At 63.9% G+C, this 23,432-nt stretch carries 22 protein-coding genes; 11 read left to right on the top strand and 11 right to left on the bottom strand.

Annotated features, from left to right (window positions below; genetic code table 11):
- Positions 1–5: 5 nt before the first annotated feature.
- The gene (locus tag ABH922_RS22870; protein ID WP_424809101.1) at positions 6–911 is read left to right on the top strand and encodes a fumarylacetoacetate hydrolase family protein; all 906 of its coding nucleotides are present in this window, start codon (positions 6–8) and stop codon (positions 909–911) included.
- A gap of 63 nt (positions 912–974) precedes the next feature.
- Here ABH922_RS22870 and ABH922_RS22865 read toward each other — a convergent pair whose 3' ends face one another.
- The 6 genes from ABH922_RS22865 to ABH922_RS22840 all read right to left on the bottom strand — a co-directional run bounded on the left by ABH922_RS22865 (position 975) and on the right by ABH922_RS22840 (position 7,570).
- A complete protein-coding gene (locus ABH922_RS22865; protein WP_424809100.1) occupies positions 975–1,901 on the bottom strand; it encodes a LysR family transcriptional regulator in 927 nt (308 codons plus the stop codon).
- A 107-nt stretch (positions 1,902–2,008) separates the two neighbouring features.
- Positions 2,009–2,722, bottom strand: coding sequence for an alpha/beta hydrolase (locus ABH922_RS22860; protein ID WP_424809099.1), 714 nt, complete (start codon positions 2,720–2,722; stop codon positions 2,009–2,011).
- A gap of 86 nt (positions 2,723–2,808) precedes the next feature.
- The gene (locus ABH922_RS22855; protein WP_424809098.1) at positions 2,809–3,897 is read right to left on the bottom strand and encodes an LLM class flavin-dependent oxidoreductase; all 1,089 of its coding nucleotides are present in this window, start codon (positions 3,895–3,897) and stop codon (positions 2,809–2,811) included.
- 473 nt (positions 3,898–4,370) lie between these two features.
- Positions 4,371–5,474: an inositol-3-phosphate synthase gene (locus ABH922_RS22850; RefSeq protein ID WP_424809097.1), complete on the bottom strand. Its 1,104-nt coding sequence runs from the start codon at positions 5,472–5,474 to the stop codon at positions 4,371–4,373.
- Entirely contained in the window at positions 5,467–6,030 is a 564-nt protein-coding gene (locus ABH922_RS22845) for a PadR family transcriptional regulator (protein WP_424809096.1), read from the bottom strand. Before ABH922_RS22845 ends, ABH922_RS22850 begins: the two co-directional genes overlap by 8 nt.
- A 148-nt stretch (positions 6,031–6,178) precedes the next feature.
- A complete protein-coding gene (locus ABH922_RS22840) occupies positions 6,179–7,570 on the bottom strand; it encodes an L-serine ammonia-lyase (protein ID WP_424809095.1) in 1,392 nt (463 codons plus the stop codon).
- Positions 7,571–7,743: 173 nt separating this feature from the next.
- On the opposite strand from ABH922_RS22840, the gene ABH922_RS22835 reads away from it, so the two are divergent.
- From ABH922_RS22835 to ABH922_RS22815, 5 genes are read left to right on the top strand one after another with little or no spacing between them, the layout of a single operon-like run.
- On the top strand, positions 7,744–9,138 hold the full coding sequence (locus ABH922_RS22835; RefSeq protein WP_424809094.1) for a purine-cytosine permease family protein: 1,395 nt from the start codon (positions 7,744–7,746) through the stop codon (positions 9,136–9,138).
- Positions 9,139–9,163: 25 nt separating this feature from the next.
- Positions 9,164–9,616 (top strand): RidA family protein, encoded by a 453-nt coding sequence (locus ABH922_RS22830; protein ID WP_424809093.1) that lies wholly within the window; start codon positions 9,164–9,166, stop codon positions 9,614–9,616.
- A 17-nt stretch (positions 9,617–9,633) separates the two neighbouring features.
- Positions 9,634–11,124, top strand: coding sequence for a 4-hydroxyphenylacetate 3-hydroxylase N-terminal domain-containing protein (locus ABH922_RS22825; protein WP_424809092.1), 1,491 nt, complete (start codon positions 9,634–9,636; stop codon positions 11,122–11,124).
- Positions 11,124–11,705 (top strand): flavin reductase family protein, encoded by a 582-nt coding sequence (locus ABH922_RS22820; RefSeq protein WP_424809091.1) that lies wholly within the window; start codon positions 11,124–11,126, stop codon positions 11,703–11,705. The genes ABH922_RS22825 and ABH922_RS22820 overlap by 1 nt, the downstream gene beginning before the upstream one ends.
- A complete protein-coding gene (locus ABH922_RS22815; protein ID WP_424809090.1) occupies positions 11,702–12,496 on the top strand; it encodes a cyclase family protein in 795 nt (264 codons plus the stop codon). The genes ABH922_RS22820 and ABH922_RS22815 overlap by 4 nt, the downstream gene beginning before the upstream one ends.
- Positions 12,497–12,532: 36 nt before the next feature.
- Here ABH922_RS22815 and ABH922_RS22810 read toward each other — a convergent pair whose 3' ends face one another.
- Positions 12,533–13,387: a MerR family transcriptional regulator gene (locus ABH922_RS22810; protein WP_424809089.1), complete on the bottom strand. Its 855-nt coding sequence runs from the start codon at positions 13,385–13,387 to the stop codon at positions 12,533–12,535.
- Positions 13,388–13,422: 35 nt separating this feature from the next.
- Between ABH922_RS22810 and ABH922_RS22805 the strand changes: the two genes are divergently transcribed.
- Positions 13,423–14,010 (top strand): VOC family protein, encoded by a 588-nt coding sequence (locus tag ABH922_RS22805; protein WP_424809088.1) that lies wholly within the window; start codon positions 13,423–13,425, stop codon positions 14,008–14,010.
- Entirely contained in the window at positions 14,007–15,191 is a 1,185-nt protein-coding gene (locus tag ABH922_RS22800) for a M20 metallopeptidase family protein (protein ID WP_424809087.1), read from the top strand. Before ABH922_RS22805 ends, ABH922_RS22800 begins: the two co-directional genes overlap by 4 nt.
- Here ABH922_RS22800 and ABH922_RS22795 read toward each other — a convergent pair.
- From ABH922_RS22795 to ABH922_RS22785, 3 genes are read right to left on the bottom strand one after another with little or no spacing between them, the layout of a single operon-like run.
- Positions 15,173–15,973, bottom strand: a complete 801-nt coding sequence (locus ABH922_RS22795) for a DUF1707 SHOCT-like domain-containing protein (RefSeq protein ID WP_424809086.1) — start codon at positions 15,971–15,973, stop codon at positions 15,173–15,175. The two genes, ABH922_RS22800 and ABH922_RS22795, sit on opposite strands and share 19 nt — an antisense overlap.
- Before the next feature lie 10 nt (positions 15,974–15,983).
- Positions 15,984–16,796, bottom strand: a complete 813-nt coding sequence (locus tag ABH922_RS22790) for a DUF1707 SHOCT-like domain-containing protein (RefSeq protein WP_424809085.1) — start codon at positions 16,794–16,796, stop codon at positions 15,984–15,986.
- Positions 16,797–16,826: 30 nt separating this feature from the next.
- Positions 16,827–17,600, bottom strand: coding sequence for a DUF1707 SHOCT-like domain-containing protein (locus ABH922_RS22785; RefSeq protein ID WP_424809084.1), 774 nt, complete (start codon positions 17,598–17,600; stop codon positions 16,827–16,829).
- A gap of 107 nt (positions 17,601–17,707) precedes the next feature.
- Between ABH922_RS22785 and ABH922_RS22780 the strand changes: the two genes are divergently transcribed.
- The 3 genes from ABH922_RS22780 (at position 17,708) to ABH922_RS22770 (ending at position 22,656) form a co-directional block, all read left to right on the top strand.
- Positions 17,708–18,127: a DUF5318 family protein gene (locus ABH922_RS22780; RefSeq protein WP_424809083.1), complete on the top strand. Its 420-nt coding sequence runs from the start codon at positions 17,708–17,710 to the stop codon at positions 18,125–18,127.
- Between the two features lie 723 nt (positions 18,128–18,850).
- Positions 18,851–21,007 (top strand): transglycosylase domain-containing protein, encoded by a 2,157-nt coding sequence (locus ABH922_RS22775; protein WP_424809762.1) that lies wholly within the window; start codon positions 18,851–18,853, stop codon positions 21,005–21,007.
- Between the two features lie 38 nt (positions 21,008–21,045).
- Positions 21,046–22,656 carry a glycosyltransferase family 87 protein gene (locus ABH922_RS22770; RefSeq protein WP_424809082.1) on the top strand — a complete coding sequence of 537 codons (1,611 nt, stop codon included), beginning with the start codon at positions 21,046–21,048 and terminating at the stop codon, positions 22,654–22,656.
- On the opposite strand, the gene ABH922_RS22765 is transcribed toward ABH922_RS22770, so the two are convergent.
- On the bottom strand, positions 22,649–23,419 hold the full coding sequence (locus ABH922_RS22765) for a DUF4190 domain-containing protein (RefSeq protein WP_424809081.1): 771 nt from the start codon (positions 23,417–23,419) through the stop codon (positions 22,649–22,651). The genes ABH922_RS22770 and ABH922_RS22765 overlap by 8 nt on opposite strands.
- Positions 23,420–23,432: the final 13 nt, after the last annotated feature.

Raw genomic sequence — 23,432 nt, 5'->3', positions numbered from 1 at the left:
GATAGATGACCAGATTTGCCAACGTCGGCGGCCGCATGAAGATCGTCCTTTCGAACGCAGTTGCAGACGTCGAAGTATCGAGCGCCGGTAGGTTCGGCCCGGACCCGCAGCAGGTATACCGTCACTGGGATGAATTCTCGCAGTGGCTGCAATCGGCTCAGCTTCTCCCCCAGGAGCCCCTTCCTACCCTGGACACGGTAGGGCCGCCGTCACCGGAGCCGCCGCAGATTATCGCGCTCGGAGTCAATTCCCACATCAAGCTGCTCCAGTTCGGACTGGGTCGGCCCTCCGGACTCGGTTTCATCAGCAAACTGCGTGGTGCTCTGACGGGTCCGGGCAATCCCATCACACGCACGAGCGAGAAGATGTACGTCGAGACCGAAGTTGCCGTCGTGATCGGGCGATCGACCCGAAACGTGACTTCGGAGGACGCGCTTTCGCACGTGGCCGGCTTCATGATCGCTCAGGATCTCGTCGACTCCAATTCCTACGTGAGGATCGAATCCACAGTCGGTAAGCACCCGGTCGTCTACTTCAATCCGGCGAAATCCTTGGCGGGTTTCGTGCCCACCGGGCCATGGTTGGTGACACCCGACGAAGTGCAGAGCATCGACGATCTACGGATCCGACAGTGGATCGACGACCGATTGGTCCAAGATGGTCGGACTACTGACTATCTTCACGGAGTCCGAGAGGCCGTCAGTGAACTCTCCCAATCCATTACGCTGTTTCCCGGCGACGTGCTCCTGATGGGAAGTCCAGGTCAAGTCGACACGAGCCCACTGGAACCGCTCGACGCGGGAGCCGTGGTTCGAGGAGAAGTCGACGGGCTCGGTGTTCAGCAGCACTTGATCACAAGTTCCGATTCGGCGGAGACCTTCGCAGAGTCGTCAGACGTACGATTGGGCTGAACGGGTCGGTGGTGCCCGCTCCCGGGACAAGTCTCTCTCGAAGCCTCGGTCCTCTAGTAGGAATCAGACCACTCGTAGGAACTCGCGTGGATCTGCATCGGCAGCGTTGTCGGCAGCTACCGGAGCAGATCCTCGCGGGATGGCGGCAAAATGATCGCTGACCGCCTTGATCGCCGTCTGTTCGATGTCGATCGACAACGCGCGACGCGCTACCAGTCGGAGGTCGATGTCGCCTACCGACGGAATATCGGTCAGTTCGCGAAGTCCTGCGGGTACGGGCCCGAAGAACGGCAACAGTGCTACTCCGAGACCGGCGCGTGTCGCGGCGAGCACTCCGTCCAGACTCGTCGACTCGACGGCGACGAATACGTCGTGCCCGAGCTCGAACAGCTTTCGTATCGCCCGCCGGCGCAGCCCGCACGGTGACTCGAACACCACTACCGGGACCCGAGCCCCCGGTTCTGGAGCCTGCCAGCCCTCGGCCGCTACCCATCGAAGATTCAGCCGACCCACCTCGGTTCCGACGACTTCTCCGTCGTTCCCGCCGAGAATGACGGCCAGATCGAGTGTCCCCCTGTTCACGGCGTCACCGAGTGCCGTCGAACGGTCGAGCCGGAACTGGAGACTCACTTCCGGATAGGCCTCGCGCAGGACGCCGAGAAGCTCGGGTAGAACGTAGTCCGCAGCATGTTCACTCGAGCCGATGGTCAGATCGTCCACCTCTTCGACACGCAGGCGCTGTAGTGCCTGCTCGTGTGCGGCGAGAAGGCGGCGAGCCTCTACCAGTAGACGTTCACCACTGGACGTGAATCGAGACCCGCGTCCGTCTTTCGTGAGCAGCGTTTGCCGCAGTCGCTTCTCCAGGAGTCGAACATGCTGGCTTACAGTGGGTTGGCTCAAATGCAATGCATCTGCTGCGCGCCGAAATCCGCCGGTTTCTGCGATTGCCACCAAAGTTCGCAGGTGAACCAAATCGAGCGGGTCTGCCATTATTCTCCCAAAGTCGCTGATCGATCATGAACCTCACTAGCGTTTCATCGACGGCAGCGCCGGACCAGGGTTTCTCTCACCAGGATTCGAGAAGTCGGCCCGAGGGATCAGACGTACCTGACTATCGGTAGTAATTCGCTTCCGAGCTTGAGCCGTTCGAGGAAAAGGACGATCGTTGCGGCGACGGTTCGGTGACCCGCATCATTGAGTGCGTCGTGCCGACCCTCTTCCACAACAGCGATTTCCTTGTTCGGAAGGTGCTGGTACAGATCGTCGAAGGCGCGTCCCCACGGTGCAATCGTGTCGGAGCCGCCGTGAAGTACGAGTACGGGAACCTTGACATTGCCCGGAATCACCGATCGCAGAGTCTCGGGAACCTCGACCGCGATCGCACCCCGTTCGCTCTCTCGTGAAAGCACACCCTGATGGGTCGGACATGCAGTGCGGGCCTCGAGCTCTTCGTTCCAATCAGGCTGTGGTACTTCACCGTTGACCGGCGCTCCGGCAACGACAACCGCATCGACACCCAGTTCCGGATGCACCGCCAATTGAAGTGCGAGGAGCGCACCCGTATCTGCACCCACCAGGACCTTCGGCCCCACGAGTGTGTCGTCGGCAAGGAGAGCCGACACTTGTTGTCGTGCACGCGCTACGTTCTCGGCCACGTCCGGTACCACCCGAACCTTGTACGCGTCGAATGCCAGACGTGCACCGAATCGGGTGTACACCGAGGATTTCTCTCCTCGTCCAGCCAGGACTATCAGGGTTCCGCGAGGATTGATACCGTACGGTTCGTCCCACGCGGCAACAGTGTCCGTCATCGGCTTCATCGCCTTTCGAAGAGATCCGGACTCTGTGATCGAGTCGGATCGGAGGGGGTGCAGTCAGCTCTGTCGGTCCGGTGCGGTCAGTGCGAGAACGCATCCGCATGTTCGCGCCGAGTCAACTCCTGACGGATCAAGGGAAGGACGTAACGGCCGTAGTCGATGACGTCGTTGTAATTGTCGTATCCGCGGATGGATATCAACGTCGCCCCGAGGTCGACGTAGTCGAGTATCGCTGCCGCAACGGTTTCCGGAGTGCCTACCAGTGCAGTCGACGCGCCCTGCGCGTTGGTCACCGCTGCGGGGACTGTCCACAGCGCGCGGTCGTGCACCTCGCCGCGCGCGGCGAGGTCGAGCAGCCGCCGGGATCCGACGTTCTCGGGTCGGTGCGAGCTGATCGGATTCACCGCAGCGTTTCTCTCGAGCGCGGTCAGAACCCGGCCGGCCTTCTCCCAGGCCAACTCTTCCGTCGGAGCGATGATCGGGCGGAACGTCACCCAGAAGCGAGGCCGGTCCGACCGGCCGGCCGCCGCCGCTGCGGCATCCACCGCCGCGATCTGCTCCGCTGTTTCTGCCAGTGGTTCACCCCACAGTCCGAAGATGTCGGCGGACTTGCCCCCGAGTCGGTATGCGGAATCCGACGATCCTCCGACCGACACGGGAATCGTCCCGTTGACGGGGCGCACATCGTTGCGAAAATCCTCGAACTCGTAGTACGTGCCGCGATGATCGAACGCCTCGTGATCGCTCCAGGCGCGGCGCAGGATGTCGATGTACTCGCCGGCGCGATCGTACCGCGAGGCTTTGTCCAGGAAGTCCCCCTCCCGGGCCTGTTCCCGGTCGCTTCCACCGGCGATGACGTGCACGACCGCGCGGCCTTCGCTGAGCTGATCGAGAGTGGCCAGCGAGCGGGCGGCGACAGTCGGGTAGACGGTATTGGGTCTGAGAGCCACTATCGGCCTGACCTTTTCGGTGTGCTCACTGATAGCGGCGGCAATCGTGAAGTTGTCGAACGAGGAGGACGAATAAGGCAACAGCGTGTAGTCGAACCCCGCGTCTTCGACGGCTCTGGCGTATCGGACGAGGAACTTGGTGTCGATCGGAGCCTTCGGAACAGGTGACAGCTCGGTCGAGGAATTCGGGTACGTCAAGCTGATGAACTCGACAGGCACGTGGTTGCTCCCTTCGGTGCGTTCTGCCGAGCCGGCAGGCTGACGTGATTTCCTTTGTTCGCGAGCGGTGTCGGGCCGTTGTCCGGAGCAATGACCGGCCTTGCTCTTGCTCACAGAGGTATTGCTACACAGCCGAACTCGGTTACCTGACAGTACTTCGGGCTTGTCCTGAGGTCCAATATCACTTCCCGATCACTACCGATCGTCTCGAGCTATCGAAAGGGCCCGGGCGGGCGTCATGAGCGTGGCTGCAGTAACGGTGGTCGAGATCCACGATTGGTCGACGAGGTGGAGGCGAGTGCGCTATTCGACAGTCGTTGGACCGCAATCTATGTCGATCCGGTGATATCGCCGAGGCAACGCGTGACGGCAGAGTGTGTTCGGGGCGTCGAACGCTTGTGGGGCCGTGCACCCGAAGATGCACGGCCCCACAAGATTCAGTTGAAATCAGGCGTCGACGGCCTGAAGCCGAGTTACGCTTCGTCGGCTCCGATGATGAACGCTTCGAGTTCGATGCGGGCCTTGTCGTCGGCCATCTGAACCGGCGGGGACTTCATCAGGTATGCCGATGCCGGGTACACCGGTCCACCGATGCCGCGGTCCTTGGCGATCTTTGCAGCGCGGACGGCGTCGATGATGATGCCGGCAGAGTTCGGCGAATCCCAGACCTCGAGCTTGTACTCCAGGTTCAGCGGGGCGTCACCGAAAGCGCGGCCTTCGAGGCGAACGTATGCCCACTTGCGATCATCGAGCCACTCCACGTAGTCCGAGGGGCCGATGTGGACGTTGCGATCGTGCACCTTGCCGGCGAGCGAGCCGGTGAGGTTGGATGTCACGGCCTGCGTCTTGGACACCTTCTTGGACTCGAGACGATCACGCTCGAGCATGTTCTTGAAGTCCATGTTTCCGCCGACGTTGAGCTGGTAGGTGCGATCGAGCACCACGCCGCGGTCTTCGAACAGCTTGGCCATCACGCGGTGGGTGATGGTGGCGCCGACCTGGCTCTTGATGTCGTCGCCGACGATCGGGACGCCGGCGTCCTTGAACTTCTGCGCCCATTCCGGATCAGAAGCGATGAATACGGGCAGAGCGTTGACGAAGGCGACACCCGCGTCGATCGCGCACTGTGCGTAGAACTTGTCCGCGTCGTCGGAGCCGACAGGCAGGTACGAGACAAGGACGTCGACCTTGGCATCCTTGAGTGCCTTGACGACGTCGACGGGCTCGGCGTCGGACAGCTCGATGGTCTCGGCGTAGTACTTGCCGATACCGTCGAGAGTGGGGCCGCGCTGCACGGGAATGTCCAGCGGCGGGACGTCGGCGATCTTGATGGTGTTGTTCTCGCTCGCGAGGATCGCCTCGGACAGATCGAAGCCGACCTTCTTGGCGTCGACGTCGAAAGCGGCGACGAATTCGACGTCGCGAACGTGGTAGGGGCCGAACTTGACGTGCATGAGGCCGGGGACCGTTGCGGTCTCGTCGGCATCCTTGTAGTAATGGACGCCCTGAACCAGGGACGAGGCGCAGTTACCCACGCCCACAATGGCTACGCGCACCGTGGTGCTGTTCTCACCCATGGTCGGGTTCTCCTTCTTTCGGGAATGTTCCAGTTGTCGATTGCTCGGCTGCGATCAGTTCGTTGAGCCAACGAACTTCACGCTCACTCGATTCGAGTCCGAGCTGATGGAGCTGGCGGGTGTAGCGGTCCAGCGATCCGCTGGCCCGGCCGACGGCCTCGCGAAGCCCTTCACGGCGCTCCTCGACCTGGCGTCGTCTGCCTTCGAGAATTCGCATCCGCGCCTCGGCGGGGGTGCGACTGAAGAAAGCGAGGTGAACGCCGAAACCGTCGTCGGTGTAGTTCTGCGGGCCCGTGTCGGCGACGAGCTCGGTGAACCGTTGCCGCCCCTCGGGTGTGAGCTGGTAGACGCGACGCGCTCGACGCTTCAGTGCGCCGGTCGCGATATCCACGTCCTCCGAGATCAGCCCGTCGGCTTGCATGCGCCGAAGCGCCGGGTACAGAGATCCGTACGAGAACGCACGGAAGGCACCGAGCAGACCGGTGAGCCGCTTGCGCAGCTCGTATCCGTGCATCGGTGACTCGAGAAGCAGCCCGAGAATTGCTAGTTCGAGCAAATGACACCCCTCCCGAGTCGATGAACCTAACCGCTTGATGCGATTACCAACTATATCGCGCCGATATATAAAACCACACTGGCGTTCGATACGTGTAGCGGGCTGTCACGGACAGGAGGGCTGCCGATTCTCCGGCAATGTCCGGTGCTCAGCATTCGACGACATTCACCGCCAGTCCGCCGCGCGAGGTTTCCTTGTACTTGTCATGCATGTCGGCACCCACATCGCGCAGGGTGCGGACAGCGGTGTCCAGTGAGACGTGATGCGGCTGATCTGCTTCGTTCAAGGTGAGGGTGGCCGCTTGAACTGCGGTGACGGCAGCTATCGCATTGCGTTCGATGCACGGGATCTGCACGAGTCCGCCCACCGGATCGCAGGTCAGGCCCAGGTGATGTTCCAGGCCCATCTCCGCTGCCTTTCCCACCTGCGCCGGTGTGCCCCCGAGGGCAGCGCACAACGCCCCGGCCGCCATCGCGCACGCCGAACCCACCTCACCTTGACATCCCACCTCCGCTCCGGAGATGGACGCGCCCGCCTTGACGACGCTGCCGATGGCGGTTGCGGTGAGAAGCATGTCCATGACGCCGAACCGATCGGCGCCGGGAGTGCGGAGATAATGCTCGACGACGGCGGGCAGGATTCCGGCTGCCCCGTTGGTAGGCGCGGTGACCACCCGGAAGCCCGACGCGTTCTCCTCGTTGACGGCCAGGGCCGCGAGTTGGATCCGGGAGACTGCGGTGAGTTCGTGCGTCGGTTGACCATCGAGCGTTCTGGCGAGGCCGGGTGCCCGTCTGCGTACGGCCAGACCGCCGGGAAGCGAGCCGTCGGCCCGGGTTCGACCGGCGTCGATACATGCCTGCATTGCCGCCCAGATCTGTGCGGCGTCGGCTTCGGGATCGCGGCCCAGCGCCCACTCGTTTGCCGCGACGATCTCGGCGACGGTCAGGTGTCGGGACGCGCAGAGTGTCAGGAGATCGTCGAACGTGCGGTAGGGATACGGGACAGCAGCCGGCGCCGGTGGTACTTCTCCGGGTGTGACCACGAATCCGCCGCCGACGGACAGGTAACTGCGGACGGCGACAACAGCGCCGTCCGTGTTTATCGCCTTGAACTCCAATGCATTCGGATGATCCGGGTGCGGGGAGAAGGGATCGAGGACGATGTCGTCGTGGGCAATCGTGACGAGATGGCCGTCAATGGAGACCGTGGGCAGGTGGCGTGCTCGCTCCCACAGTCCGTGGACTGCATCCGGATCGCAATCGTGCGGTGACCATCCGCGAAGACCGGCGAGAACGGCGTCGGGAGTTCCGTGGCCGACGCCCGTTGCGCCGAGCGATCCGCGCAGTCGAACCTGAATGTGCGTAGTTTCCGCGAGCAGGTACGCACTGCGCAGTCCGGCCACGAAGCCCGCTGCCGCCCGCATAGGTCCGACCGTGTGTGAACTCGACGGTCCGATGCCTATCGAGAACAGATCGGCCATCGACGTGTGCGCGCTCACAGTTTCCTCGGCACAATTTGAAGTAATTCGCACAGATCGCATGAAGTTTCTCCGTAAGAAGAGGGTTAAACAGGCGAATTGCCCTGTTTCTTGGATGTTTCGGCAAGGAAAACTCTCCGTTCATTCGTAGATATTTCTTGCCGCACAGTTGTAGATTATCCGTACATCACCCGATCGGCTCCACTTCTCACTACTCACGCCTTGCAGAGGTGCCAATGAAGACCACTGATTCCTCGCTCATCGAGGACCTCACGATCCAACCCGTACCGGAAGAGCGTCGCACCGGTACCGCCCGCCACCTGTTCTCGGTCTGGTTCGGCGTCCAGATCATGCCCCTCACCCTCGTGATGGGAGTGCTGGGGCCGACTGTGTACGGACTCGACATCTTCTCGACCATCGCCGCGATCATCCTCGGTAACCTGGTCGGTGCCGTCTTCATGGCCCTGCACTCGGTTCAGGGCTCCAAGCTCGGTGTGCCGCAGATGATTCAAGCTCGCGGACAATTCGGGATGTACGGATCGCTGCTCGTGCTGGTCGTCGTCATCCTGATGTACCTGGGCTTCCTCGCCTCCATCATCGTCCTGGCCCGCGACACCCTCGTCGCCCTGGTTCCCGCCCTCGATCCTGCAGTTGCCTTGGTCTCGACCACGGCGCTCACTCTGGTGGCGGTCATTTTCGGCTACGAGTTCATTCACCGCCTCAACCGGGCACTGCTCGTACTCTTCGGAATCGCAGTCGTCCTGATCGCCGTGTTCACCTTCCATGCCGCCGGTGGTGGATCCGTCGCCTCGGCGGAAACAGGGTTCAGCGTGATAGGTTTCCTCGGGATGACGTCGATTGCTGCGACCTGGCAGATCGCCTATGCACCTTATGTTTCCGACTACTCTCGCTATCTTCCCGTCGCAACTCCCGCCCGTGAGGCTTTCTGGTACACCTATCTCGGAGCCGTCGTCGGAGCGATACCCGTCATGACCCTCGGCGCGCTTCTGGTGACCTCGGCCGGTGGCGACGGCAGCGTCGCCCAACTGCTCGACATCATGCCCGGCCCGGTCGGTGTCTTCGTCCTCGTCATGCTCTTCCTCGGTGCCCTCGACGCAGCTGTGATCAACCTGTACGGGCCGTCTCTGTGCACCCTCACACTGATACAGACCTTCCGAACAGACTGGAATCCAGGCGCTTTCGCACGTAATGTCGTAGCCACCTGCACTGCCGTCGTCGCATTCATGGTGGCCCTGCTGTTCGCGGACAATTTCCTCGTGAACTACTCCAACTTCATTCACTTCCTGATGTGCCTGCTCATTCCCTGGAGTATCGTCAATCTGGTCGACTACTACATGATTGCCAAGGGGCAGTACGACATTGCCGCGTTCAGCGACGTCAACGCCGGCTACGGTGCCTTCAACGTTCCGGCACTGATTACCTACGTCCTCGGATTCGTCATCCAAATGCCTTTCATGTCAGGTGACTTCTTCACCGGGCCGGTCGCCGCAGCCATGAACGGGGTAGACGTGTCCTGGCTCGTCGGCTCGGTGGCCAGCTTCTTCCTCTACCTCGCGCTCGTTCGACTCTCTGCCAAGCGCACTCCGGCTCTCGCCGTAGCCACCGTCTGAAAATCGCTCACCGAAAGGAACATTCATGACCGGGACCGAACTGGCCGATCTCGTCGGCGACGGCACCGACCGTCAGCGGCTGATGAACAGCACCTGGACACACCACATCAAGACCCCGTTCTCGCAGGGGTGGCGGATCGGGAACCTCGTGTTCACCGGCGGCCAACTCTCGTCGGACGAAAAAGGAAACGTCCTCGGCGAAGGCGATATCGAGACGCAAACCCGCAACGTATTCGAATCTCTCACCGCAGTACTGGCCGAGGCCGGTGCCACCTGGGATGACGTCGTCAAACTCAACACCTACTACTGCTTCGACGGTTCGGGCGACCAGGTTCAGGAGAACTGGGAGACGATGACCCGCGTTCGGATGGAATTCCTCCCCGACGAAGGACCTGCCGGTACCGGCGTGCGCGTCGCCGGACTCATGTACGACGGCTTCCTCATCGAAGCCGAAGCCATCGCGGTCATCCGCGGCTGATCACCGAAAGGAACATCATGACCAACCCCACGCTCGACGCCCGGAGACTGCGCATCGACAAGGTCACCGAACAGCTCTCGCAGACCGGCGGGCACCTGCTCACCGGTGATCAGTACAAGGCCTCGCTACGGGACGGCCGGCGCATCATTTCCTCGCAGGGTGAGGACATCGAGGATGTCACCACCCACCCCGACCTGCGCGCCGTCAACACTCTGGCCGGTATTCAGGACGCCCAGTTCGATCCCGAGACCCGTGACACCCTCACCTACGTCGACGACGACGGTGGTCGCCGCGCTATCGGCTGGCAGGTTCCTCGCACCCGCGCCGATCTGATGGCCAAACGTGAAGCAACACGACTGATCACGCAGAAGACGATGGGTATGTACGGCCGCCCCAACGACTACGGGGCCATGATGGCTCTCGGCTTCCTCTCGACGATCGACCGGATCGAAGCGGAGAATCCCGAATTCGCGCAGAACATCCGTGATTTCGTGCAGATCTCCGGCGATCACAATCTACTCAGCACAGATCTCATCGCGGACCCACAGTCCGACAAGAGCATTCCGCGTAACGAACGCCCTTCGCAGCTCCGAATCGTCGAGGACCGGCCCGACGGTATCGTCATCTCGGGTGCGAAGGTCGCCGGTAGCATCGGCTCCCTCGCGCACTTCTTCACTCTCTCGACCACTCTCGGTGGCGGTGTCGGACCGGAAGCAGCCATCTGGGCGGCGATCCCGGTCAACTCTCCCGGTCTCTCGCTCATCCTGCGCGAGCCGACGGCGAAGATGAACACTCCGCGCAACGATCACCCCCTCGACCACGCCGGTGAAGAGCTCGACCAGACGATCATCTTCGACAACGTCTTCATTCCGCGTGAGTACGTCTTCAGCAAGTACAACCTTGGACTGCTCGACCTGTATTACGAATCCTGCGCGTACTCGCTGTGGTCGGTGATGACCCGCCTGGCATTCCGGGCCGAGATGTTCACCGGCGTCGCCCAGGTGATCACCGAAATCCTCGGCACCGACAAGATTCCCGGTGTGCAGGCCGCTGTCGCCGACATCACGCTCTACGCGCAGACCCTCAAGGCGTACTCGCTCGCCACCGTTCACGAGTCGGTCGAGTGGTGCGGGCTGCACGTGCCGAACCCGGAACTGACGACGGCCGGCCGCCTCTACTCGATCGAGAACTACCCCCGCATCACCTACCTGCTGCGTGATCTGTGCGGGCAAGCACTTATCGCTCGCTGGCCCGAGAAAGTCTGGGACCATCCGGAATTCGGCGCCCGGATGGAAGAGTTCTTCCCCGGAACCGGTGTATCCGCGCGGGACAAGAACACCTTCTTCAACTTCGTCTGGGATCTCGTTGCCGGCGCACATGCGGGCCGCGTCGGACTTTTCGAGAACGTCAATGCCACCCCGCCGGCGTTTGTTCGCAACCTCGTCTACTCCAAGACCGATCGCTCGGCAGCTGCCCGCCGCGTCCGCGACTACGTGGGGATCGCCTGATGGGCGCGCCGGTGATGGACAGGCGCACTGCGTCGCTTCGTGCAGCAGCCGGCACCACCCACCCGTGCGTGCCCGCCGAGGATTTTGCCGCCTCGATGCGCAAGCTGGCGAGCGGCATCGTCGTGGTGACCACCGAAGTCGAGGGCCGCCCATGGGGTCTGACGCTCAGCTCGGTATCCTCGTTCTCGGCTGATCCGGCCCGGATCTCGTTGTCGGTGAACAAGACCAACGTCACGGCCCGCTACATTGCCGAGCACGAGCGGTTCGGCGTCGCCATCCTGTCTGAAGAGAAGGTAGCCCTCGCTGCCGATCTTGCCGCCCCCGGAAAGCCGAAATTCATTGCCGAGGAACAACTGTGCAGCCCTGGGCCTCGCTTTTCGCTGCCCGCGATCGACGGCGCTCTGTACAACATCGAATGCGCAGTGGTCTTCATGGTGGAGGCCGTCGACCACGTGCTCGTAGTGGCAGATGTGGTGTCGGCGCGGGCCGGCGATCACGCTGATTCTGCCGGACCACTGACGTATTTCGATCGCACCTTCGGCTCGTTTGCCGTGGGAGAACCTGAAGGAGATACCGCATGACCGCGACACCGGATACCGTTGCCAGAGAGCAGAGCCCACTACTCGGTGATCACCTGCTCGAGAACCGGCAACCGATTGTGGACCTGACCAGGCCGGTGTACGAGGGCATGCCGATGTGGTTCGGCCACCAGCGCACCTTCACGCCGGTCAATCAGACTCACGAGCAGTTCAAGGCCATGTACGGGACCAAGGACGGCTTCTACGCCCGCAACCTGGTGATCAGCGAGCACGCCGGCACCCACGCCGACGCCACCATCGAGTACGACCCCGACGGCGCCACCATCGACAACACTCCGTTGGCGTATTACTACGGCTCCGCCGTCTGCCTCGATCTCTCGCATGTGAAATTCGAAGGGCCCGATCCAATCTCGCACGGCTCGGCAGGCGTCGCGGACATCGAGATCGCCGAGCGAGCGCTGGCCGAAGCCGGTGAGCAGATCAGGCCGGGCGATATCGTACTTGCCTGGTTCGACTACGGTGATCGCTGGTTCCCCGAACGCAAGTACATCGACGAGAATCCCGGATTCTCCTGGGCAGGTGCCGAATACCTGGCCAAGAAGGGTGTGGTGAACATCGGCACCGACTGTAATGCAATCGACAACAGTCTCGACGACAGCTTCGCGGGACACATGGTGTGCAAGAAGTACGGAATCGTGAACACCGAACATCTGCAGAATCTCGGGCAGTTGGTCAACACGCGTTTCGACTACTTCGGGCTGCCACTGCACCTCGTCGGGGGAACCGGCTCGCCCATTCGGGCGGTTGCCATCCCCCGTGCGCCTGCCCGGTAGTCCTCACGATCACGACGGCGCACAGGGGCGCAGGCCCTAGAACGTCGGGGGAGTGTTCACCCACACTACGCGAGCGGTGACAGTGCCACGATTGGCGTAGGTGTGCGGGCGAGTACTGGGAAACGTCATCGAGTCGCCGGTGGCGAGGAAGACGGCTTCGACGCCATCGAGAACGATCTCCACGCTACCGGCGACGACGGTGAGGAACTCTTCCCCCGCATGGGTCATGGGTTCACCACTGCCGAAACCGGGTTCGATGGTGACCATCTGGGACTGCAGCACCGTCGACGACTGATAGAGATTTTCGATCCGGACGCCCTCGACCTCGAGGGGGAGAACTTCGCGTTCGTCGGCACGGACGATCATCCGGTCCTCGGAAGCAGGCATGCCGAGGAGTTCCGGGGTGGTCGTTCCGAGAGCGTGCGCGATCTGGGTGATCCGCCCGATACTGGGTTTGCTCAGCCCGCGCTCGAAGGCACTCAACGCGGAAGGACTGATCGCGATTTCCTGGGAAAGGTCACGCAGGCTCATCCTGTTCCGGCGCCGAAGCTCCTTGACCCGGGCCCCGATCGCTCCGATGTCGTCTTCCGAGGGAGGAACGTCGTCCTCGATGTCACCGTCGAGTGCCTGACGGACACCGACGACCGTCATCGATCGGGATTCGAGGAGTTTGCGGATCTTCTCGAGTCGTTTGACGTCCTGCATCGAGAACATCCGCTGCCCGGAATCGGTGCGATGCGGGGTGATCAGGCGTTCCTGCTCCCACAACCGAATTCGCGCAGTGGACACACCGACGATACTGGCGACGTGGCCGATCTTGAGAATCGCGGCATCAGCTGCGGACCTCGGCCCCGGCTCATCCGGACTACTCGGGGAACTGGCTGAAGACATGGACCTCGACCTCACGAAAGGGAAAACGGATCACGGTGAACGTGCGCGTAGATCATATAGTTCTCGTACATCGCGACTTGAAGAAAGCTGCACAAATTGTGTCGCAAGTGACAGGTCTCGACGTGCGCGGCGGTGGCTGTCACGACGGCATCGGCACCAGCAACCTCATCATTCCGATGGGGGAGTCCTACCTGGAACTGGCGACGGTGGACGACCCCGCCGCGGCCGCGCAGCATCCCTTCGGACGGCTGGTCACGGCCGCGCTCGCCCAGAACCGAGCCCTGGCGGCGTGGGCAGTGGCCGGCGCAGTCGGGGACGACGCCGTCCCGCTCAGCCGCGCGGGCGTCAGTGTTCGCCTCGTCGGCTGCGACCAGGCGATCATCCGCCCCGACCTGCCGTTCCGGCTCGAGCGCCCCGCAGGCCAGGCATTCCCAGGCGCGACGCACGGGCCGCGTCGACTCCGCACGATCCACCTGCACGGGCCTGGCGAACCGGACGGCCTGAGCAACGGGCCCACCGAACTGGTGACGACGCCCGGACCGGGCGCGCTGCACTCGTTCACCCTCGACGACACCGACGGTGGCGAACTGACCGTCACCTGCGACATCTGGAGCACTCTGTGAGCATCGACATCGTCGCGGTGCGCCGCGACCTGCACGCCGTTCCCGAAGTGGGCCTCGACCTCCCAGTGACTCAGGCCTATCTGCTCGATCGACTCGTCGGATCGGGGATCGAACTGACACTCGGTACCGCGATGTCGTCTGTGACGGCTGTGGTACGCGGCGGTGACGTGGACCGCTCGGACCCCTCGCGCGTGCCTACCGTCCTGGTTCGCTCCGACATGGACGCGCTCCCGGTCGCCGAGGACACCGGCCTCGACTGGGCCTCCGACAACGGTGCGATGCACGCGTGCGGGCACGACGCACACATGGCGATCGTGCTCGCGGCGGCGCTGGAAACACAGGACAAGCGTGCCGATCTGGCCGGCGACGCCGTCTTCTTCTTCCAGCCGGGAGAAGAGGGCCACGGTGGTGCGAAACTGGCGCTCGAGGAAGGCCTCCTGGACGTCTCCGGCGCGCGCCCGGTGGCGGCGCTGGGGTTGCACGTTCTCGCGCACCTGCTCGGTCCCGGCGAATTCGCCTCACGCGACGGCGCCGTCCTGTCTGGTTCGACGCTCGTGGACGTGACCATCACCGGTAGCGGCGGCCACGGCTCCTCGCCGCACCTGGCCCACAGCCCGCTCACCGCCGCAGCGGAAGCCGTTGGGGCCGTGGGGATCGCCGCGTCCCACGGAGTCTCGATGTTCGAGCCGTCAACGGTGGTGTTCGGCTCGCTCCGCGCCGGTGAGGCGCGGAACGTCATACCCGACAACGCTTCTTTGTCCGGGGTGATCCGCAGCTTCTCCGAGGACACGGACATACGGCTGCAGTCGATCGTGCGCCGCACCGTCGACGGGGTCGCACACGCTCACGGCGTCGCCGCCGAGGTGGTGCTGACCCGGGACACCGTGCCGACGGTCAGTGACGGGGCAGAGTTGGACGGACTCGATGCCGTCGCCACACGACTCGGCACGTCGATCACCCGCCTGCAGCAACCGATCGGGATCTCCGAGGACTTCTCGTGGATTCTCCGCGAGGTACCCGGCGTGTTCCTGCTCGTCGGAGCCCGCACCAGCGACGAGAGTGATCTGCCGTCCAATCACTCTGCGCGGGCGACGTTTTCCGACGACGTACTCGAGCCCACCCGTGACCTGGTGGTGGCGTGGGTTCGGAGCCGCCTCGCGGCTCAGGGTGTGAACGGGTAGACGCTCAGCGGTTCACCGGACAGTGTGGTCTCCAGATGGCCGGAGTCGCGAGCTTCGTTCCTCACGTACACGTAGACGGTCGGCTCGGTCAGCGGATCGTCGTTCGCGTAGTCGATACTGATCTGATCGACCACTCCGCCCGGCACGCGGAGTGTCTCCGGGGCACCGGCTATCAGACGTGCCAGAACGTCGACGTCCACCGTCGACAGATCGACCGTCCGGGTTCCGGTTCTTCGCGGCGACGGCGTCGACCAGGACTTGAATTCGCCACTGTAGGTGTAGCTCACGTAGGTTCCCGGCTGGTCGGGGTCCGCACGTTCGACGGTGGCGTTGTCGGTCCTCAGCTGAACGGTGTCGACGACGGTGTCCCCGAATTCGATTCGGTAGTCCTCGATGAGCTGTGCCATGCCCCGGCCGGTCGCCAGATCCGGTATCGCCGGTGCGTCGCCGAACGCCGGACTGTCGGAATTGGTGGCCGAACCGATCAGGGCCCCGACGATTCCCGCGACGACGACGACCGCTGCGGCGACCTTCAGGGACCTCGGCGGCGCAGGCAATCGCGGTCGGACCACTTCGCTGTCCAGATAGCGGGAGGGGATCTGCAAATCGTCGACCAGTACTTGGAGGTCACGAATAGTTTTCGCGGACATGGCTTTCGATGTACGATCCTCGTGCTCTTCCGCCCGGATCTGCCCGTCCACGAGGGCGGTGTCGAGCACCCCGCAGGTGTCCGTTCGGTCGGAGTCTCTGGCGCGTTTCGACGGTGCGGGACTCGAAGGCATGGCCTGACTCCTAATCTGAGAACGCGGAGGCGCGGACGAGTTCACCTGAGGCAGTGGTGATGACATATCCGCCCTCGCCGAAGCTGTTCTTCGCCGAAATGTGGAGGCTCGGCGGTTCCTCGTCAGCGTAGGAGATGTAGTAGACCTGTGCGTCCGGTACGTTGACAGATGTTCGGATTTCCTCGAGTGTTCGTTGCAGAGCGCCGAGGTCGATGTCGTCGAGATCGACTGTCGGAGTATCGATCTTGCGACTCTCCAGCTCGCCGCTCACGCCGAAGCCGCCACGAAAACTGTAACTGATCTTCCGGTTGGGTTGCCCGGGGACGGCCATCGACAGATATGCCGAGCTTTCGGTGAAACTGACCTCGTCGACGACGGTGTTGCCGAACTTCTCCCGGAATCGGTCACGGAACAGGGCGATCCCGTCCGCGCTTGCCATGAAGGGCGTGGGGATCACCAGTGGCTCGGGGTCGGCGAGAACGGCAGTCGCGGCCGCAGACCGAGGCGCCGCAGGATCTCGGTGGGTGAGTGAGTAGGCGCCGCCACCGACTACCAGCGCTGCCACCACCGTCGCAGCCGCGAACCACGGCACGGGTCGCTTCGGTGGACGGCGCCGATCCACCGGCGGGCTTACGGCACCTTGCAGATCGGCGACCACGGCGGCAAGTTGGTCGAGGGTGCGGGCCTTCGCCACCGCCGTCGCCGCAGCGTGATGCTCGGCGGCGTTCAACTGTCCGTCCCCGAAGGCGGCGTCTACCACGACTGCGGTTGCTTCCCGGTCCCGGTTCCCGGCGCGCGTGTTCGGCGGATATCTCTTGGCCACGCCGAGAATCCTAATTTCCGGACGGCACGGTCAGAACACCGTGCCGTCGAAGGTCATCTTGTGAACGCCGGTGTAGGCGCCCGCGTCGTCGACGACATACACACTGATCACCGGTGCGCCCGAATCGGCCACGGTGACGTGGTCCACGCGGGTGCCACCGAGGGCGGCGGGGGACTGCGCGATCGTCGACGCCAAGGCGTCGAGGTTCACTTCGGTGAGATCCACGTCCGTGGTGCCGGTCACCGACACGGGTTCGTCGGACGGTGTGAAGGTGCCGCGAAAATCGAAGTTCCGGACGTTCCCCGATTCGTCGATGCGGCCGATCACCGCTCGATCCGGATAGAAGGTGGCAACCCGAACCGGGTCGGAACCGTACGCGGTCACGAAGGACTCGAAGACGTCGTCGATGCCACCCGGAGAAAACGGCACAGACGCCGGCGCGGAGGACTCGGTGCTCGCGGCGAACCGCTCCACCACGTCCGCCGACGGCTCCAACGGTCCGCGCAGCGCCGCGACCACCGCGATGGCCCCGACCACCGCCGCAACGGCCAGCGACACGTAGAGAACCTTGCGGTGAAGCGCCACACGGGGTGATCGCGCTCGGGTTCGCGGCCGGGCCTCTTGAAGATCACCGACCAACGACGCCAACTCGACCACCGTGGCCGCATTCCGGGCCTGCTCGGTGCGCTCGAAATATTCGACGGCACCCAGCTGGCCGTCGGCGTACGCGGCGTCCAGCCTCGCGCAGGTCTCGATACGGTCGGTATCGCGGGCGCGGGTGGCGGGCGTTCTGGAGGAACTCACAGGTTCCGATGATAATTGCTGGTCGTTGCGTCCTGAGAGTCGCAAATGTGTTCATCGTGACCCTCCCGAACAGTCGCCAAGCTCGATGACGCACGTACTCTGGTCGAGTGCGGATACAGCGGCAAGTTGTGGACTACGCGCTAGCGCGTCGGTCTGTGCTGGCCGAGGTGTCTGCGGGTAGGACCGGCGTCAAGCAAGTCTGTGATGCAGATCCGTACCTCCTCCGGGCGGCGAAATTCCACGGCCGGGGCAGCGACGTCGTCTGTCCCATCTGCCGCAAGGAACAGCTGACGCTCGTGTCCTGGGTGTTCGGCGACAAGCTCGGCCAGATTTCGGGTTCGGCTCGAACGTCCGACGAGCTCGCTCGGTTAGCCGAAACATCGGAGGAGTTCACGGTGCACGTTGTAGAGGTGTGCCGCTCCTGCAGCTGGAACCATCTGGTGCAGTCCTATGTGCTCGGCGCAGTGCCTGCGCCGCCGCGTCCGCGGCGAGCACGCCCACCGAGCCGGCGCACGGCCAGCGAGTAACGCCACACCGAAGTAGGAGCCGATCGAAGTCTGCGCGTGATCGGTCCATGACCACTGGAGATTTGATTCGTGAGTTCGTCCGACAACCGTAATCCCGGCGATCGGCCGGCCGGCCCCAACCGACCGGGCGGTCCGCCGCAGGGTGGTCGTCCGTCGGGTCCGCCTCCGCAGGGTCGCCCTGTCGGTCCGCCGCCGCAGGGTCGCCCGTCGGCTGGTCCGCCGCAGGGTGGTCGTCCTGTCGGTCCTGCTCCGCAGGGTGGTCGGCCCCCGCAGGGTCGCCCTGTCGGTCCGCCGCCGCAGGGTCGCCCGTCGGCTGGTCCGCCGCAGGGTGGTCGTCCTGTCGGTCCTGCTCCGCAGGGTGGTCGTCCTGTCGGTCCTGCTCCGCAGGGTGGTCGTCCTGTCGGTCCTGCTCCGCAGGGTGGTCGGCCGCCGCAGGGTCGCCCTGTCGGTCCGCCGCTGCAGGGTCGCCCTGTCGGTCCGCCTCCGCAGGGTCGCCCGGCTGGTCCGCCACCGCGGCCGGGCAATGATTCGACGCAGCGCGTCGCACGACCTGACTTGACCAAGAGTGAAGCCGATCCGACGCAGCGGGTGGCCGCGGCTGCCGGCGCGTCCCCTCGGAGCAGTGCTCGTCCGCCGGCAGGGCCGCCTCCGACGAAGCCGCCGACCGGCGGATCGGGTGGAGGTACCGGCGACGGCCAACCTCCACAGGGCAAGAAAGGCACCGTGAAGAAGAAATCACGCTGGCGCACGGTCCGTCGCACGGCATACGTGCTCGTCGCGTTAGGTCTGGTGCTGCCCGTGTTGGCGTTCATGGCCGCGTACATCGTGCAGGACGTCCCGAAACCGGGCGATCTCAAAGCGAACCAGGTGGCGACGATCTTCGCATCGGACGGCACCACCGTCATGAGCACCGTCGTGCCGCCGGAAGGTAACCGCACCGAGGTGACGCTCGATCAGATCCCGGTCCCGGTCCGCAACGCCGTACTTGCTGCGGAAGACCGCGATTTCTACACCAATCCCGGCTTCTCGGTGACCGGGTTCGCGCGTGCCGCCCGCGACAACGTCCTCGGTCGTGACAGCGCAGGCGGTGGTTCGACCATCACCCAGCAGTACGTGAAGCAGGCCCTCGTCGGTTCCGAGCGGTCACTGACCCGAAAGATGAAGGAACTCGTCATCTCCTCGAAGATGGCGAACGAATGGTCCAAGGACGACATCCTTGCGGCGTACCTGAACACCATCTACTTCGGTCGCGGTGCGTACGGGATCGGTGCGGCGTCCAAGGCGTACTTCGGTAAGCCGATCGACCAGTTGAACGTCGCCGAGGGCGCCGTTCTCGCGTCGTCGATCCAGTTGCCCTCGCTTCTCGATCCCGAAACCAACCCGACGGGAGCGAAATCCCGTTGGGACTACGTCCTCGACGGCATGGTGTCCGCCGGCACGCTCGACGCGGCTACTCGTGCGACCACCCAGTACCCGGCATTCATTCCGCTGGCACAGGTGGACAACGGCAGCCAGGGCACGACCGGTCCCGAAGGGCTGATCAAGAACCAGGTACTGCGCGAGATCGCCGACGCCGGAATCAGCGAACAGTTACTCAACACCGAGGGCCTGCAGATCACCACCACCATCGACCCCAAGGCGCAGGCGGCTGCGGTGGACGCGGCCCGCTCCAACATGAAGGGCGAGCCGGACGATCTGCGTACTGCGGTGGTGTCCGTCGATCCGCGTAGCGGCGCGGTCAAGGCCTACTACGGCGGCGAGGACGGTCTGGGTTACGACTTCGCGAACGCCGGTTTGCAGACCGGATCGTCGTTCAAGGTGTTCGGTTTGGCCGCGGCCCTGGATCAGGGCATTCCGCTCTCGCAGATGTACGACAGCTCGCCGCTGACCGTCAACGGTATTTCCATCGGCAACGTCGAAGGCGAAAGCTGCGGTACCTGCACCATCGCCGAAGCACTCAAGCGGTCGCTGAACACCAGCTTCTACCGCCAGATGCTCAGCCTCGACGGCAACGGCCCCCAGGAGATCGCGGATATAGCGCACAAGGCCGGAATCCCCGAGACGATTCCGGGTGTCGGCCCGACACTTACCGAACCGGACGGTTCCGGACCCAACAACGGCATCGTGCTCGGTCAGTACCAGGCACGTGTCCTGGACATGGCGTCCTCCTACGCGACACTCGCTGCGTCCGGTGTCTATCACGCCCCGCACTTCGTACAGAAAGTCGTTGCAGCGGACGGAACAGTGTTGCTCGACCGCGGCGCCCCGGCCGGCGAGAATGTCATCGATGCCGCCGTGGCCGACAATGTCACCTCGGCGATGCAACCGATTGCGGCGTACTCGCGTGGACACAACCTCGCCGGTGGCCGACTGTCGGCGGCAAAGACGGGAACCGCGCAGCTCGGTGACACCGGGGCCAACAAGGACGCCTGGATGGTCGGCTACACGCCGTCACTGTCCACGGCGGTCTGGGTGGGCACTCCTGATGCCACGGCGATCACCAACTCCAACGGCGCCATGATCTACGGCTCCGGTCTGCCGTCCGATATCTGGAAGGACACGATGGACGACGCGCTGGCGGGATCGGACAACGAGAAGTTCCCGACGCCGGGAAAGATCAACGGTCAGGCCGGTGGCGTTCCGGAGTACACCGCGCCTGCACCACCGCGCACCACTTCGGTGCCGACGACGGAACCCAGCACCTCCGTCACCACGGAACCCACGCCGCCGGTTGTCGTGACCACCACCCAGGTGGAGATCGTTCCGGGGATCACGATCCCGATTCCGGGGTTGTCCAGACCGACCACGACTGTGCCCGAGGTGCCGGGTGTCGGCGAGACGACGCCGCAGGAGCCGGCGGTCCCCGCCCCGGGCCGGTAGATGGGTGAACGGGAGGTTCGGGGCGGTAGCCTCGCGGAGTGGCCGCGAATGTAGACCAACCCGAACCGACCGATTCGTCGACTAGGTCGTTCGATTCTCCGGCCCCGCTCGCCGACGATCTTCGTTCGGCGGACTGGCGTGATGTTCCCAGCAGAAACGACGCCATGTCGTCCGCGCTCGCAGGTGCGGTCGGAGGCCCGATCGGTCGGCACGCGCTCGTGGGGCGATCCCGATACTTCACTCCGATGCGCGTGATCTTGCTTCTCGCCGTGGTCTTTCTCGCGCTGGGTTGGTCGACCAAAGCCGGGTGTATTCAGCAGACGTCCATCGGCGAGGGCCAGGTCGGGTTGGACTGGAGTGGTAGCCGGCAGTACGTGGCGATGTGTTACTCGGACACGGTCCCGCTGTACGGCGCCGAACGCCTCGACCAGGGCGCGTTCCCGTACAAGACGTCCTGGGAGGAGACTCGCGGCGACGGTACGGTTCAAGTCCGCTACATGGAATATCCGGTCCTGTCGGGGCTCTATCAGTACGGGGCCATGAAGGTGGCAAAGGCATGGGATTCGGTGACGTGGTTGCCCGGCGCCATCCAGGTAGCGCTGTACTTCAACGTGGTCGCTTTCGGATTGGCGCTGGCCTGGTTGGTGACGGTGTGGGCGAGCACTCTACTGGCCGGGCGTCGGGTGTGGGATGGTGCCCTCATCGCCTGCTCGCCGCTGGTGATCGTGCACGTGTTCACGAACTTCGATCCTCTGGCCACGGCTTTCGCCGCTGGTGGGTTGCTGGCGTGGGCGCGTAAACGGCCGGTACTCGCAGGTATCCTGCTCGGACTGGGTGGGGCCGCGAAGTTGTATCCCCTCCTTCTGCTCGGGCCGTTGCTGGTGTTGTGCCTGCGGACCGGGAAGATGCGGGAGTGGTCGACGGCTCTGCTCAGTGCAGTGGCCGCCTGGCTGGCGGTGAACCTACCGATCGCAGCACTGTATCCACACGGTTGGTACGAGTTCTTCCGCCTCAATTCCGAGCGCGGCGCCGACCCCGATTCGATCTACAACGTCATCGCGTCCTTCACGTCGTGGACAGGGCTGGACGGGCCGCTGGCGCAGGGTGAGTCGCCGTCGAATCTCAATGCGGTGTCGTTGCTGCTCTTCGTCGCAGTCTGCGTCGGGATCGGGTACGTGGCGTTGACCGCGCAGCGGCGTCCCCGCGTCGCGCAACTGTGCTTCCTGCTCGTCGCGGGATTCCTGATCACCAACAAGGTGTGGAGTCCGCAGTACTCGCTGTGGTTGGTGCCCCTCGCCGTGCTGGCACTGCCACATCGGCGTCTTCTGCTCGCCTGGATGACCATCGACGCGCTCGTGTGGGTGCCGCGAATGATGTACTACCTCGGAGTCTCCAACAAGGGACTGCCCGAGCAATGGTTCACCGGCACCGTTGTGATTCGCGACATCGCCGTTCTCGTTCTCTGCGCCGTGGTGCTGCGGCAGATCTATCGCCCCGGCGACGATCTGGTGCGTGCGGGCGGCATCGACGATCCCGTGGGCGGCGTACTCGACGGTGCGCCGGACGCTCCGCCGTCGTGGCTACCGAAGTGGTTCCGTCCACGGGTGCACAAGGCCGGGGAGACGACCGAACCGGTATCGATCAATTGATCCAGAACTCCAGGGCCGGTTCGTTGCCGAGCTGGGTTCCGTTGGCGCTGATGCTCAGGCCGGCGCTGGTGAGCTTGTACGTGACGTCCTTGTTGGTGACGGTGAAACCGTCCGCGGTGCGAACCGGATCGTCGAGTTCGATGACGGCGCCGTCGCTGAGCCGTTCCCCTTTGTAGTAGTAGCGGCCGACGCCGGTCTGGCAGATGACGACTCGCGATCCGGTGGTCACGGCGACGGCGACCGCCGGATTGTTCGCGTTGCAACTGGGGCCGTCGTAGCGGAAACCCTGCCGGTCGGTGCCGCTGACGGTAGGCGCGGGACCGACTGCCGTCGTCGGACGCGGCGTTGCGGTCGCAGATGGGGTCGCAGATGGGGTCGTGGTGCGGGGTGGGACCGTCGGCGGGCGGGTGGCGGTCGCCGAGTACGAGTTCTGCGGGGTGTACGGATAGCTCTGTGAGCTGGACTCGTTCAATGCGGCTGTGAGCAGCCCGAAGAACGCGATCCAGACTGTTACCGCGAGGACGCCGAGGCCGGTGAAGATGTAGCCGAGAATCAGTCCGGCGAGAGCGAGTCCGTCCCCGTCTTCACCGCTTTTTCTGATCTGGTTGCGCGCAATGTGACCGAACACGATTCCCAACGGTGCGAACAGAAACGCGAAAACCAATGCCAGGACGGCGAGGGTGTTGGTGGGGCGTGGGCCGTAGGGCGGCTGGAGTTGCCAGTCGGCGTTGCCCGGGTATCCGTATCCGCCCTGATCGCTCATGATGTGAATCTTG

Source organism: Rhodococcus sp. 27YEA15 (assembly GCF_049739425.1).
Classification (GTDB): Bacteria; Actinomycetota; Actinomycetes; order Mycobacteriales; family Mycobacteriaceae; genus Rhodococcus_F.
Note: the sequence above shows the minus strand (reverse complement) of the source record. Positions and strands in the feature narration are given on the sequence as shown.

Excerpts from the sequence above, each read along its gene's own strand:
- ABH922_RS22860 (WP_424809099.1), bottom strand. The coding sequence starts at position 2,722 with ATGACGGACACTGTTGCCGCGTGGGACGAACCGTACGGTATCAATCCT.
- ABH922_RS22815 (WP_424809090.1), top strand. The coding sequence starts at position 11,702 with ATGACCGCGACACCGGATACCGTTGCCAGAGAGCAGAGCCCACTACTC.
- ABH922_RS22795 (WP_424809086.1), bottom strand. The coding sequence starts at position 15,973 with ATGCCTTCGAGTCCCGCACCGTCGAAACGCGCCAGAGACTCCGACCGA.
- ABH922_RS22835 (WP_424809094.1), top strand. The coding sequence starts at position 7,744 with ATGAAGACCACTGATTCCTCGCTCATCGAGGACCTCACGATCCAACCC.
- ABH922_RS22820 (WP_424809091.1), top strand. The coding sequence starts at position 11,124 with ATGGGCGCGCCGGTGATGGACAGGCGCACTGCGTCGCTTCGTGCAGCA.
- ABH922_RS22810 (WP_424809089.1), bottom strand. The coding sequence starts at position 13,387 with ATGTCTTCAGCCAGTTCCCCGAGTAGTCCGGATGAGCCGGGGCCGAGG.
- ABH922_RS22830 (WP_424809093.1), top strand. The coding sequence starts at position 9,164 with ATGACCGGGACCGAACTGGCCGATCTCGTCGGCGACGGCACCGACCGT.
- ABH922_RS22840 (WP_424809095.1), bottom strand. The coding sequence starts at position 7,570 with ATGCGATCTGTGCGAATTACTTCAAATTGTGCCGAGGAAACTGTGAGC.
- ABH922_RS22870 (WP_424809101.1), top strand. The coding sequence starts at position 6 with ATGACCAGATTTGCCAACGTCGGCGGCCGCATGAAGATCGTCCTTTCG.
- ABH922_RS22765 (WP_424809081.1), bottom strand. The coding sequence starts at position 23,419 with ATGAGCGATCAGGGCGGATACGGATACCCGGGCAACGCCGACTGGCAA.
- ABH922_RS22850 (WP_424809097.1), bottom strand. The coding sequence starts at position 5,474 with ATGGGTGAGAACAGCACCACGGTGCGCGTAGCCATTGTGGGCGTGGGT.
- ABH922_RS22825 (WP_424809092.1), top strand. The coding sequence starts at position 9,634 with ATGACCAACCCCACGCTCGACGCCCGGAGACTGCGCATCGACAAGGTC.
- ABH922_RS22865 (WP_424809100.1), bottom strand. The coding sequence starts at position 1,901 with ATGGCAGACCCGCTCGATTTGGTTCACCTGCGAACTTTGGTGGCAATC.